The organism is Pseudomonas sp. B14(2017) (assembly GCF_002113255.1).
Taxonomy (GTDB): domain Bacteria; phylum Pseudomonadota; class Gammaproteobacteria; order Pseudomonadales; family Pseudomonadaceae; genus Aquipseudomonas; species Aquipseudomonas putida_Z.
The window spans coordinates 1-13,677 of record NZ_NEJY01000018.1 but is presented as its reverse complement, the minus strand read 5'-3'; the positions used below and the strand labels follow the sequence as shown (position 1 = coordinate 13,677).

8 protein-coding genes are annotated in these 13,677 nt (G+C 61.8%); 1 reads left to right on the top strand and 7 read right to left on the bottom strand.

The genetic code is table 11. The annotated features are described in order from the left end of the window. Positions 1-184: 184 nt before the first annotated feature. Positions 185-979, bottom strand: a complete 795-nt coding sequence (locus tag CAG34_RS18830; RefSeq protein ID WP_085591752.1) for a tetratricopeptide repeat protein — start codon at positions 977-979, stop codon at positions 185-187. Positions 980-1,186: 207 nt separating this feature from the next. Here CAG34_RS18830 and CAG34_RS18825 point away from each other — a divergent pair, with 207 nt between their 5' ends. After that, positions 1,187-1,747, top strand: a complete 561-nt coding sequence (locus CAG34_RS18825; protein ID WP_025337264.1) for a WYL domain-containing protein — start codon at positions 1,187-1,189, stop codon at positions 1,745-1,747. A gap of 118 nt (positions 1,748-1,865) precedes the next feature. Here the strand turns inward: CAG34_RS18825 and CAG34_RS18815 are convergent, their stop codons facing one another. From CAG34_RS18815 to CAG34_RS29335, 6 genes are all read right to left on the bottom strand, one after another. Next, the gene (locus CAG34_RS18815; protein ID WP_015268522.1) at positions 1,866-2,729 is read right to left on the bottom strand and encodes an ABC transporter permease; all 864 of its coding nucleotides are present in this window, start codon (positions 2,727-2,729) and stop codon (positions 1,866-1,868) included. A 14-nt stretch (positions 2,730-2,743) separates the two neighbouring features. Next, positions 2,744-3,607, bottom strand: a complete 864-nt coding sequence (locus CAG34_RS18810; RefSeq protein ID WP_085591750.1) for an ABC transporter ATP-binding protein — start codon at positions 3,605-3,607, stop codon at positions 2,744-2,746. 6 nt (positions 3,608-3,613) lie between these two features. Continuing rightward, positions 3,614-4,633 (bottom strand): ABC transporter substrate-binding protein, encoded by a 1,020-nt coding sequence (locus tag CAG34_RS18805; RefSeq protein WP_025337262.1) that lies wholly within the window; start codon positions 4,631-4,633, stop codon positions 3,614-3,616. An 18-nt stretch (positions 4,634-4,651) separates the two neighbouring features. Then, positions 4,652-5,551 carry a TauD/TfdA family dioxygenase gene (locus CAG34_RS18800; protein ID WP_085591748.1) on the bottom strand — a complete coding sequence of 300 codons (900 nt, stop codon included), beginning with the start codon at positions 5,549-5,551 and terminating at the stop codon, positions 4,652-4,654. A 199-nt stretch (positions 5,552-5,750) separates the two neighbouring features. After that, positions 5,751-6,092, bottom strand: coding sequence for a hypothetical protein (locus tag CAG34_RS18795; RefSeq protein ID WP_025337260.1), 342 nt, complete (start codon positions 6,090-6,092; stop codon positions 5,751-5,753). Between the two features lie 305 nt (positions 6,093-6,397). Beyond that, a partial coding sequence (locus tag CAG34_RS29335) for an immunoglobulin-like domain-containing protein (RefSeq protein WP_305880218.1) occupies positions 6,398-13,677 on the bottom strand: 7,280 nt, incomplete at its 5' end.

The following is a 13,677-nucleotide window of genomic DNA, read 5'->3' as shown; positions in this document are numbered from 1 at the left end:
TGCCTCCCCCTGTCGTCAACCGGGGGTGACGGATAGCCCGGGTGAAATGTTGTTCATGCTTTTGTCTTACTGGCCCTTTCGCGGGCTTGCCCGCTCCCACAGGGACCTCACAGGACCTGAAATTTGTGCAATTCCTGTGGGAGCGGGCGAGCCCGCGAAAGGGCCCGGACAAGCAGCAGCAAATTCAGGGCTGAATCTGGTCTTCCAGCTTCATGGTCAAGGCCAATGTACTGCCCATCTGCACCGCCCGGTCACGCCACTCCTGGTAGCGGCCCTCGTCACGGCTGCTGAAGTGCACCGCCAGCTCTTCGGCCGCCTGTACCACCCCCGCAGCAGCTGCCAGCTCCAGCCAGTACAGCGCGGCCTTGAGATCAGCCTCCACGTACAGCCCATGCATCAGCCGGTAGCCCACCTCGAAACGGCAGCGTGCCTCGCCCTGCTCGGCCCCGCGCAGGAACCACTGGTAGGCCTGTATCAGGTCGACCTGCCACTGCAGGCCGCCATCACACACCTCTTCCTCGTACAGGTCACCCAGCGCGGCAGCGGCATGCAGCATGCCCCGCTCGAAAGCCTGCCGGTAGCACTCCGCCGCCTGCATGTAAGAGGGCTCGATGCCTTTGCCAAAGTAATGTTGCTGCCCAAGGTTGAACCATGCCGCGGCATTGCCTTGCAGGGCCGCCATGCGCAACAGGTGGCCGGCCAACACGGTGTCAGCACGCCAGTATTTGCCGTTGAGCCAGATCCAGCCAAGGTCGTTGAGCGCCGCCACGCTGCCTTGCAAGGCCTGGCGGCGCAGGTCGACGTACACCGCCTGCAAGTCGCTGGCTTCGTCCAGGCGGCTGACCAGCAGCGAGCGCTGGCTGGGCAACCCTATCCCGGCAAACAGTCGCTGTCGCCTCCCGACAGCGGCCGGTGGGGCAATGACCCGCTCGGGCAAAAGGCGGGCAAGCAGCGAATGGATATTGCTGGCAGCAGACATGTTCATCCTCATTGAACGACACACAACCCCAACCTTCGGCTGTGATGAGGCGTGATTCTGCGTGACGTAACGTCAAAACCTGTCGCGAACGATTCGGCGCCAGGCAACCAAATGCGACTTCCTTGATCTGAGCAGGCTGTGGCCAATTGCCATGACCCACGCCTGCCGCCATCCTATTGCGGCAAGCCTAGACAAGGACGTTATCTTTTGCCGTTCGCCACAACTCGCGCCACCCTCAGCCGACAGTGGGCGCTGCTGCGCCAGTTGCCCAGCCGCTCCCCAGGCATTACCAGCGCCGAATTGGTCTGGCGCCTGCGTGACGTGGGCTTCACTGTCAGCAAACGCACTGTCGAGCGTGATCTCAATGAGCTGTCGCTGATATTTCCGCTGGAGCGCAATGACAAGAGCATCCCGTTTGGCTGGCATTGGTCGGCGAGCGCAGTGGGCGACTTGCGCGGCAATTTCGACTTGTTGACGCACCTGCGCGGTGATGCGCTGCAACCGGCTCGGGGCGAGGGGGTGGAGTTGGTGGCGCGGATCAGCGATACGCTGGCGCGGCAGTTGCGGGTTGCGCCGTTGAGTAGCGACATGCAGCTGACGGCCTTGGAGCACGGGCATCGGTTGCAGGCTACGGTGAGTGACGGCTGGCCGTTGCGCTGGTGGCTGTTGAGCCATGGCGATGGGGTGGTGGTGGAGCAGCCGGGCGGCTTGCGGGAGGAGATTGGCAAGATCCTGAGCAATGCGGCGGCGCAGTACCAGAATTTTTAGCCTGTGCTGGCCTCTTCGCGGGCTTGCCCGCTCCCACAGGTACTCTACAGATTCTGAAGTGTGTGGTTTTCCTGTGGGAGCGGGCAAGCCCGCGAAGAGGCCGGCACAGGCATACCAGTTAGCGCTGCATGCCCCAGCGCCGCACCGTCAGCCGCTCGAGGGTATTGAACACCAGCCCTTCCACCAGCAAGCCGATCAGGATCACCACCGCCAACCCGGCAAACACCTTGTCGGTGTACAGCTCGTTGCGGTTCTGGAAGATGTACCAACCCAACCCGCCTTTGCCACTGCTGGCCCCGAACACCAGCTCGGCAGCGATCAGTGTACGCCAGGCGAACGCCCAGCCGATCTTCAGCCCCGAGAGGATTGATGGCAGCGCCGCCGGGACAAGGATATGCAGCACCAGCCGCAGCCCCTTCAGGCCGTAATTGCGCCCGGCCATGCGCAGGGTTTCCGACACGCCGAGAAAACCCGCATAGGTATTCAGCGCCAGCGCCCAGAGCACCGAGTGCACCAGCACGAAGATCAGGCTGTTGTCGCCCAGCCCGAACCACAGCAAAGCCAGCGGCAACAGGGCAATCGCCGGCAACGGGTTGAACATCGAGGTCAGGGTGCCCAGCAGATCGCGCCCAAGCTGGGTCGACACCGCCAAGCTGGTGAGGCCGAAGGCCAGGATGATCCCCAGCAGGTAACCCTTGAGCAGAATCACCAGCGACACGCCAACCTTGGCCGGCAACTCACCGCTGACCATGCCGTCCCACAGCGCCGTGGCCGTCTGCAGGAAGGTTGGTAGCAGCAGATCGTTGCCCTGGTAGCGGGCAATGGCCTCCCACAGCACGGCGATCACCAGCAGGATGACCGCCTTGCGCAACCAGCCGTGCTGCCACAGGCGCTGAGCCAACGGCAGGTTGCGCTCCACAGGCACACTGAGCAAAGGCTCCAGCTGCACCTCGTATTCCTGGCGTACAGGTGTAGTGGTCATGGCTGAAGCTCCTGTCAGTAGGCGATACGGATATCGTTGAAACCAAGATCGTCGGGCTGTTCGGGGGCATCCGCCTCATCGAACAGCAAACGATGGATGCGCCGGGCACTGGCCTGGAAGTCGCTACCACCCAGGCTGCCCAAGTCGTACTGGTGGCTGTGCACTTCGGCTCGCACCCGCCCCGGGTGGGGCGACAGCAGCAGGATGCGGTTGCCAACCACCAGAGCCTCTTCGATGGAGTGGGTAACGAACAGCAGGGTAAAACGCACCTCCTCCCACAGCAGCAGCAGTTCTTCCTGCATCTTGCGCCGGGTCAGCGCATCAAGTGCCGCGAACGGTTCGTCCATCAGCAGGATCTTCGGCTGCGTGGCCAAGGCCCGGGCAATCGCCACGCGCGCTTTCATACCGCCCGACAGGGTGTGTGGGTAGGCATCGGCGAAGGCGGCCAGGCCGACTTTTTCCAGATAGTGCAGCGCCCGCTCCTCGGCCTCGGCGCGTTTCAGCTGGCCCGACACCAGCAGAGGGAACATGACGTTCTGTTTCACCGTCTTCCATGGCGGCAGCTGGTCGAACTCCTGGAACACCACGATGCGGTCGGGGCCTGGGCCGCTGACTGGCTGACCTTGCAGCAGAATCTGCCCTTCCTGGGGCGAGATGAACCCGGCCACGGCCTTGAGCAAGGTGGACTTGCCGCAGCCGGAGGGGCCGAGCAGCACGAAGCGGTCGGCACGGTCGACTTCGAAGCTGACCTGGTGGGTGGCCCGCACCACGCGTTGCGCGGTGCGGTATTCGAGGCTGAGGTTATCCACCTTGAGCAAAGGCGGCGTTGCGACACGGCTCAGGTTGCTGGCCGTGTGGCCTGGCAATGGGGCGGTCATGATCGGTCAGCTCCCCTGCAGCGGGCGTTCATCCTGGAAGAAGTAGTCCTTCCACGATTCCGGCTTGTGCTTGATGGCGCCTACTCGATAGAGGAAGTCGGCCAGCTTGTAGGTGTTCTTTGGCGTGACGGTGAATTCGTACTGCGGGTTGTCGATCAGCTTGATCAACGTGTCGCGGTCGATCTTGGCCTTGGTCACGCGGATGTAGGTGTCGGCGGCGGCCGCCTTGTCCTTCTGGGCGAAGTCAGCGGCTTCGGCCAGCGCATCGACGAAGGCCTTGTAGGTCTTGGGGTTGTCCTTGCGGAATTTTTCGGTGGCGAACAGCAAGGTCGGCGAGTTGGGGCCGAGCAGGTCGTAGCTGTTGAGCACCACGTGCACGTTCTTGTTGGCCAGCACCTGGTCCTGGAACGGCGGGTTAGAGAAGTGCCCGTTGAGTTCGGTGCCGCCGGCCAGCAGCGCGGCAGTGGCATCCGGGTGCGGCACGGCCAGGGTGTACTTGTCGAGGCGGTTGTATTCCTTGTCGCCCCATTGCTGGGCGGCGGCGTATTGCAGGAAGCGCGACTGCACCGAAACGCCTACCGCCGGCACGGCGATGCGGTCCTTGTCGGAGAGGTCGGCAATGGTCTTCACGTTGGGGTTGCTGCTGACCAGGTAGTACGGGAAGTTGCCCAGCGAGGCCACGGCCTTGACGTTCTGTCGGCCCTTGGTACGGTCCCACACGGTCAACAGTGGACCGACGCCGGCACCGGCGATGTCCACCGAACCGGACAGCAGTGCGTCGTTGATGGCCGACCCACCCGACAGCTGGGCCCAATCGACTTCGATGTCGATGCCCTGCTCCTTGCCATGTTTTTCGATCAGATGCTGGTCACGCACTACGTTCAGCAGCAGGTAGACAATACCGAACTGTTCGGCGATGCGAATCTTGCCTTCTGCTTGCGCCGCGGCGGGGGCCGCCAGGCTGCCTACGACCAGGCTTGCGCCCAGGCCGATGCTTGCCGCCAGGCGGCTGATGGATTTACGCATGATGGGTTTCCTCAGTCGTCAGAACGGGGCATCGCCCTGGATGGTGGTGCGGTAAAGCTTGCGCCGCAGGTGTGCGGGGCAGCCGGTGGCCAGGTGGATCAGCGAGCGGTTGTCCCAGAACACCAGGTCGTGGGGCTGCCACTGGTGGCGGTAGATGTTCTGCTCCAGCACGCTCAGGGCATACAGCTGTTGCAGCACGTCGCGGCTTTCGTCACTTGGCAGGCCGACGATACGGGTGGTGAAACCTTCGCTGACGAACAGCGCCTTGCGGCCGTTTTCCGGGTGGGTACGGACCACCGGGTGGATGACTTCCTGTACCTGCGCCAGTTGCTCGGCGGTCAGGGTCGGGCGCCAGTTGCCTTCGAATTTGGTCTCGGCGTAACGGGCGGTGTAGGAGTGCGCAGCATCACGGCCCTCGATGACCTTGCGCAGGGCCGCGGGTACGGCGTTCCAGGCCTTGTGCATGTCGGCGAACAGGGTATCGCCGCCCTCGTCGGGCAGTTCCTGGGCATGCAGCATGGAGCCGAGGCTGGGCAGCTCCTTGTACGACAGGTCCGAGTGCCAGAACTTGCCGGCATCACCCAGGCCGATGTTCTGGCCGTTTTCGACGATGTTGGAAACGATCAGGATCTCGGGGTGGCCGGCGAGCAGGAACTGCTTGAGCACATGGATCTGCAATGGGCCGAAGCGGCGGCTGAAGGCGATCTGCTGGTCGGGGCTGATGCGCTGGTCGCGGAACACCAGCACATGGTGGTCGAGGTGGGCGCGATGGATACGGGCGAAATCCTCGGCGTTGACCGGTTTGGCCAGGTCCAGGCCGATGATCTCGGCGCCCACGGCACCGGAGAACGGGCGGATTTCGAAGCGTTGCGGCTGGGCGCTGTCGATGATCGACAAGGCGTTCGAGGCGGCTGACATTTTTCACTCCCACGCAGTGCGCGACTTCAATGGCGCGCAACGATCAGAAACGCACGGGGATTTCCCGTGTGGGTTCAAGTCGTGCGGCGCATCGATTGGTCGACGGGTACGCAGTGGAAGTGACTATAAAGTCATAAGAGCTTTATTTTAAATACCGTTAAAGAATAACCATAGCACTGCTGCCAGGGGTGCTACGCAATCAGATCAAGCCGCCCTGCTCTTCTTCATCGATGAGGTTGTTCAGGCTGCTGAGCGCCTTGCGCGCTGTAGAACGGTTGAGCAGCTTGGCCTGCGCACCGGGGGGCAGGTCGGTGATCTTGAACACACCCTTGGCGGTCAGTACATCGATCAGGTCCTCGAGCACGCGGATCATGTCGAGGTCGCTTTGCTTGAGCTGGTTTAGGCTGTTTTCCACCACGTCATGGGCAAACCATTCCTGGATATCGGCATGGTCGGCGGGGAGCATTTCGGTGAACTCGTCAAAAGCGGCTGCTTCTACCCGCAGCAACTGGCCAGCGGCATCGCGTTGCACGTAGAACATGGCGGTGTCCCTCGTCACATTGGTTCCTTGGTGGTAGACAGCAGCATAGGCAAAGATCACCAGGCACGCCGGCCCGGCGCCAGAGTATGCGCTGTCATGGAGTTGCGGGAAAGGCCCAGGCACGCGCCCTGTAGGAGCGGCCTTGTGTCGCGATAGGGCCGCAAAGCGGCCCCACGGTTTCGGCAACAATGCCGGAGACCTGGGGGCTGCTCTGCAGCCCATCGCGACACAAGGCCGCTCCTACAGGGACAGCGCCAGCCTGAAGCCGGTGATGGCGATGGGCTGCAGGGCAGCCCATTGGCGCATCAGCTGTCCTTGTTGTGGACGATGATGGTCGGGTCAGCACCGCTGATCAACGAGTTGATCGTGGTGTTGGACCAGTTCACCCCTTCCAGCTTGATGGTCACATCGGCGTTGGCGATACCACCGGCGGCATTGAGCTTGCCTTCGCTGCTGACCTGCAGCGTCGTCGTGCCTTCCACCGTGGTGAGCTTCAGGTAGTTGTCGATGGTGCTGCCCTTCTCGCCCTGGAGCAGGTCCTTCAGGTCGATGCGGTCGCCTTCGGCCACCTTGAAGTCCTTGATCACGTCATTGCCGGTATCGCCAGCCTTCCATACGAAGGTGTCGGCACCGCTGCCACCGGTCATGGTGTCATCGCCCTTGCCGCCAAGCAGGATGTCATTGCCTTCACCACCGAGCAAAGTGTCCTTGCCCAGGCCACCGATCAGGATGTCATTGCCCTTGCCACCGTCGAGGGTGTCGTCGCCGCCCTGGCCGAACAGGAGGTCATTGCCCGCACCACCGTTGAGAATGTCATTGCCATCGTTACTGCGCGAGACATCGAATTCGCTGACGTGCTCGACGATGTACTTGTGCAGCACGCGACCGTCGACATCACCCAGGGCCACACCCAGCTGGCCTGCGACATAGCCCTGTATGGCTTCGACACCGTTGCCGGCGACCGAACCGAAGCTCACCAGGTCACCGAAGATGATGTCGTTGCCATCACCACCGTTGACGGTGTCATTGCCCGGCACGGTGGCTTCGGTGTGGCCCAGGATCGCTTCCGCCAGTTTGCTCGGGTCGATGTTGGTCTGCGGCTTGCTATCGGTGTCGTAGGGCTTCAGGTCGTTGACATTGACCGCGCTGTTCAGGCCGATGGCTTCCACGCCAGACAGGTTGGACAGCAACAGGAAGCTTTGTTGCGAGTTGTAGTCCACATAGTAGTAACCGCTTTCAGCGTAGGAGAACTCAAAGGTGCCATCACCTTGGGCATGCAGCTGTCCAGACGCACCACTGTCGTTGGTCCAGCCCTTTTTGCCCCAGTACTCGGCGGTCATGTTGCCTTTGGCATCGATGCTGAAGCGGTTGTCGCTGCCCACCATCTTGTTGGTGACCACGTCGCCCAACTTGTAGCTGATCGACTTGAGCACGGAATCCACCGTGGTGCCGATGTTCTTGAAGGTGCCCTCACGTTCGCCAGCCTGGTACACGTTCGGCTGGCCGTCGGTGATGAAGAACGTCTGGCGGCTGCCGGTGTTGCCCGCGTCCATCAATTGCTTGAACCAGTTGGCGGTGGTCTTGAAGGCATCCTCGTAGTTGGTCGAGCCGCTGGAATAGAGCGTATTGAGCGCAGTGTAGAGCGTGCTCAACGCGTTCTTGTCGCCCAGGTTGACCGAAACCGTACTGTTCACCTGGGTGGAGAAGTCCACCAGCAGGATGTTCACTGTACCGGACTGCGCGCCCTTGACGCTGTTGGCCAAGGTATCGAACACCGACTTCAACGAGTTGCGCGCGGCATCGACCGCGCTGCCCATGCTGCCTGAGGTATCGACGATGAACGCAATGTTGTAGTCCTGACCCGGCGTCACATGCAGGCCACTGATGTCGGCAACGATGATGTCGCTGGTGGCGGTGCCGGTGAAACTGTCGCTGTCGGTGGTCAGGTTGTTGGCGGTGTAGGTGTCCGGATAGACAGTTACCTTGATCGTGCCTTCGGTGGAGGCTTTGCTGCCGCCCACGCTCTCGGTGGCGGTCGAGGTGACCTTCACATCGAAACTGCCCTGGTAGTACGCCGGCGGTTTGATGCTCAGGCCGTTGAGGCTCCAGCCGGTGACGTCAACCGAAGTGGCGCCGACGGTTACGGTATGACCGGCGCCATCGCTGAGCACCGAACCTGCCGGAATGCCGTCCAGCTTGACGCTCAGGCTCTCGGAGCCGTCAGTGTCGGTCAGGTTGGTGGAAATGCCAACCAGCTTGACGGTGCCGTTCTCCGGCCCTTCGTTGAGCTTGTAGCCGTCGTAGTAGCCCTGCCCGTCACTGCCATGGAAATCGGACACGGAAAGCCCGGCGTTACCCATCGCCGCAACGTTCGGGTACATCGGGATGGCCGAGCTGCTCAGGTCGGTCACCGGGCCGTTGCCGACCTTGACGTTGATATCCAGGCTACCCGGGCCGGACTGGTTGGCGTGGTAGATCTCCAGGGTGTAGTAGCCGCTGACAGGCGGCGAGAAGCTACCGGAGATCGTACCGCCCGCCCCCCAGGTGGCGCCGACCACGCTGGTTTTGCCGATGTAGACCTGCAGGCTGTCATCGGCGGTGCCGCTGAAGGTGTAGGTCTGGCCGGCTTCCAGGTAGATCAGGCCGGAGGTCTTGGAGCCAGTGCCGGCGGCAACGCTACCGCCCGAATCGGCGCTGGTAACCTGCTCGGTCTTGCTGGCACTGCCAGAGTTGGCGAACACGTTCTTCAGCGCAGTACCGCTGATGCCGTTGCCGTTGGTGCCCAGGCCCGTGAGGCTGTTCCAGGTTTCCTTGGTCAGGCCAAGCGAATCGGGGGTGTTGCTGCCGATGTTCAGGCCAGGCTTGTCGGCTACAGGTGCAATATCGACCTTCAGCGTGGCCTCGCCACCAGCAGCGGTACCGTCGGTAGGCTTGTACTTGATCTGGGCATAGTCGGCCTGCTTGTTGCCGACGCCCGTTCCGCCATATCCGTCGATACCCGACTCGTTGGGTTTCGGCACGAACCGCAGGTTGCCGGCAGCGATGTCGGCCTGGCTGACGGTCTGGTTCTGGGCGACGTTGACCCAGGCGGTGCCGTTGAAGAGCTGCAGGGAACCCGCTGGCAGCTGGGTGAAGGTCACACCCAGGCTCGACAGGGCGCTGTCGACGTCGGAAATGTTGAAGTCGTTCCAGGTCAGCACCAGCGGCGTGTCTTCGACGCCAGTGACAGCGCCGCCGGTGGCAACCGGTGCGTCGTTGACTGCGATCACATTCACCGTGGTCGTGGCGGTGTTCGAGGTATTAACGCCGTCGGTCACCGTCACGGTAATGATGCGAGGCGTGGTGCTCGGGTTCTCGCTGCTGTTGATGAAGGTGATGTTCTTGATCGCCTGGATATAGTCGGCCAGCGATGCAGCGCCGCTCAGGGTCAGGACTACCTTGCCGTCGGTGCTGTTGGCATTGATCGAGATGCCGTTGACACTGTTGCCCAGGTTCAGCGCGTCACCCGGCTGGCGGTTGGTCAGGGTGACCGTCGCGCCAGTCAGCTTCGAGCTGTCGAAGTCGGTGATGGTGACGTCCACATCGCCGATCGACACACCACTGCCTGGCTGGTTCTCGGTGAAGGTGGTCTGGTAGTCGGCACCGGTCTTGCCGCTGGAGTCGTTGCCATCCAGGTCCAGAACCGGGGCTGGCTCGAAGATCTGGGTGGTCACGCTGCCGGCGCTGGAGCTGATGTCGAGCTTCTCGAAGTTGCCGCCAGTGGCCGAATCGATCTTGACAGTGAAATGCTCGGTGCCCTCGGTGAAGTTGTCCTTGAGGGTCGGGATGGTGAACGTTGCCTGCGTGCTGTTGGCCTTGATCACCACGGTGGCCACGCCGGTGTAGTCCGTGCCATCGGCCGCGGTGCCGGTGTAGGTCAGTTTGACGGTGACGTCGCTCTCGGCCTTGTTGGTCAGGTTCAGGACGTACGTGGCATCGCCACCTTCGGCGACCGCGGAGGTGCCGCTGATGCTGAGGGTGGTGGTCTGGATGGTATCCGTTACCGCAGTGACCGCCGCCGTATCGCTGACATTCAGTTTCTCGAAGTTGCCACCGCTGGTTTCGGTGATCTTCGCCGAAACGTTGCCTGCATCGATATAGACGTCATCGGTAGGCGCCGGAACGGTAACACTACCGGAGAGCTTGCCCGCTTCGATGCTGATGACGGCACCGTTGCTTAGCTTGATGGTCATGTCGGTGCCGGCCTTGTTGGTCAAGGTGGCGGTGTAGGTGATCTGGCCACCTTCCTGGACGGTAGGAGTGCCAGTCAGGGTCAGCCCGGTGTTATCGAGGGTGTCGGTGACTTTGGTCACAGCTGCAGAGTTGCTGATGTTCAGCTTCTCGAAGTCGCCACCGGTGGTGCCGGTGACAGTCACGCTCAGGTCTTCGGCATCGAGGTACACGTCGTCGCTCGGCGCATCGATGGTGATCGAGGCTTCTTTCGAGCCCGCAGCGATGGTGATGCTTTCACCGTTGCTCAGCTTGATCACCAAGTCGGTACCGGCCTTGTTGGTCAAGGTAGCGGTGTAGGTGATCTTGCCACCTTCGGCCACGGTGTCCGTTGCGGTCAGGGTGAGCGTGGTGATGTCCGGAGTGGCCGGATTGTCAGTGACAGTGGTCACCGGCTCGCCTACGGCCACGGTCTTCTCGTAATTGCCGCCCGAGATATTGGTGATCTTGTTGGTGAGATCCGGGTTGGTGCTGTGGACGTTGTCTGGTGCAGTGAACGGCACCGATGCCGACGACTCGCCCACTGGAATGGTGATGGTCTGGCCGTTGGCCAACTTCACCACCAGGTCCGAACCGGTGACCTTGTGGTTGACCGAAGCGGTATAAGTCACCACGCCACCTTCAGCGACGGTCGAAGTCGCGGTCAGGGTCACGGTGGTGGTGTCGATGGTATCGGTGACCTTGGTCACAGCCGCAGTGCTGCTGACGTCCAGCTTCTCGAAGTCGCCACCGGTGGTGCCGGTGACGGTCACGCTCAGGTCTTCGGCATCGACGTACACGTCGTCGCTTGGGGCATCGATGGTAATCGAGGCTTCCTTCGAGCCGGCGGCTATGGTGATGGTTTCACCGTTGCTCAGCTTGATGACCAGGTCGGTACCAGCCTTGTTGGTCAGGGTGGCGGTGTAGGTGATCTTGCCGCCTTCGGCCACGGTATCCGTCGCAGACAGGGTGAGCGTGGTGACGTCCGGAGTCGCCGGGTTGTCGGTGACCGTGGTCACTGGCTCGCCAACCGCCACGGTCTTCTCGTAGTTGCCACCCGAGATGTCGGTGATCTTGTTGGTCAGGTCCAGGTTGGTGTTGTGGACGTTGTTCGGTGCAGTGAACGGTACCGAAGCAGACGACTCGCCCACCGGGATGGTGATGGTCTGGCCGTTGGCCAACTTCACCACCAGGTCCGAACCGGTGACTTTGTGGTTGACCGATGCGGTGTAGGTCACCACGCCGCCCTCGACCACGCTTTGCGTGGCGGTCAGGGTCACGGTGGTGGTGTCGATGGTGTCGGTCACCTTGGTCACGGCTGCAGTGCTGCTGACGTCGAGCTTCTCGAAGTCACCACCGGTGGTGCCGGTAACGGTCACGCTCAGGTTTTCGGCATCGACATACACATCGTCGCTCGGCGCATCGATGGTGATCGAGGCTTCTTTCGAGCCCGCAGCGATGGTGATGCTTTCACCGTTGCTCAGCTTGATCACCAGGTCAGTGCCGGCCTTGTTGGTCAGGGTGGCGGTATAGGTGATCTTGCCGCCTTCGGCCACGGTGTCCGTCGCGGTCAGGGTGAGCGTGGTGATGTCCGGAGTCGCCGGGTTGTCGGTGACGGTGGTCACCGGCTCGCCAACGGCCTCGGTCTTCTCGTAATTGCCGCCCGAGATGTCGGTGATCTTGTTGGTCAGGTCCAGGTTGGTGTTGTGGACGTTGTTCGGGGCGGTGAACGGTACCGAAGCCGACGACTCACCCACCGGGATGGTGATGGTCTGGCCGTTGGCCAGTTTCACCACCAGATCGGAACCGGTGACCTTGTGGTTGACCGACGCGGTGTAAGTGACCACGCCACCTTCAGCGACGGTCGAAGTCGCCGTCAGCGTCACGGTAGTGGTGTCGATGGTGTCAGTAACCTTGGTCACCGCTGCGCCGCTGTTTACATTCAGTTTCTCGAAGTCACCACCCGAAGTTTCGGTCATTTTTACCTGAAGGACTTCAGCGTCGACATACACATCATCGCTTGGCGCATCGATGGTGATCGAAGCTTCCTTCGAGCCAGCCGCAATGGTGATGGTCTCGCCATTGCTCAGTTTGATGACCAGATCGGTACCGGCCTTGTTGGTCAAGGTAGCGGTGTAGGTGATCTTGCCACCCTCGGCAACTGTCGGCGTCGCGCTCAGGGTCAGGTGAGTAACGTCCTTGGTACCTGGACCATCGGTCACGGTTGTCACCGGCTCGCCGGTGGCCACGGTCTTCTCGTAGTTGCCGCCCGAGATATCGGTGATCTTGTTGGTCAGGTCCAGGTTGGTGTTGTGCACGTTGTTCGGTGCGGTGAACGGCACCGAAGCCGACGACTCGCCCACCGGGATGGTGATGGTCTGGCCGTTGGCCAACTTCACCACCAGGTCCGAACCGGTGACTTTGTGGTTGACCGATGCGGTGTAGGTCACCACGCCGCCCTCGACCACGCTTTGCGTGGCGGTCAGGGTCACGGTGGTGGTGTCGATGGTGTCGGTCACCTTGGTCACAGCCGCAGTGCTGCTGACGTCGAGCTTCTCGAAGTCACCACCGGTGGTGCCGGTGACAGTCACGCTCAGGTTTTCGGCATCGACGTAGACGTCGTCGCTTGGGGCATCGATGGTGATCGACGCTTCTTTCGAACCGGCGGCGATGGTGATCGTCTCACCGTTGCTCAGCTTGATCACCAGGTCGGTACCGGCCTTGTTGGTCAAGGTAGCGGTGTAGGTGATCTTGCCGCCTTCGGCCACGGTGTCCGTCGCGGTCAGGGTAAGCGTGGTGACGTCCGGAGTCGCCGGGTTGTCGGTGACGGTGGTCACCGGCTCGCCAACGGCCACGGTCTTCTCGTAATTGCCGCCCGAGATGTCGGTGATCTTGTTGGTCAGGTCCAGGTTGGTGTTATGGACGTTGTTCGGCGCGGTGAACGGTACCGAAGCCGACGACTCGCCCACCGGGATGGTGATGGTCTGGCCGTTGGCCAGTTTCACTACCAGATCGGAACCGGTGACCTTGTGGTTAACCGACGCGGTGTAGGTCACTACGCCGCCCTCGACCACGCTTTGCGTGGCGGTCAGGGTGACGGTAGTGGTGTCGATGGTGTCAGTGACCTTGGTCACAGCCGCAGTGCTGCTGACGTCCAGCTTCTCGAAGTCACCACCGGTGGTGCCGGTAACGGTCACGCTCAGGTTTTCGGCATCGACGTAGACGTCGTCGCTTGGGGCATCGATGGTGATCGACGCTTCTTTCGAACCGGCGGCGATGGTGATCGTCTCACCGTTGCTCAGCTTGATCACCAGGTCGGTACCGGCCTTGTTGGTCA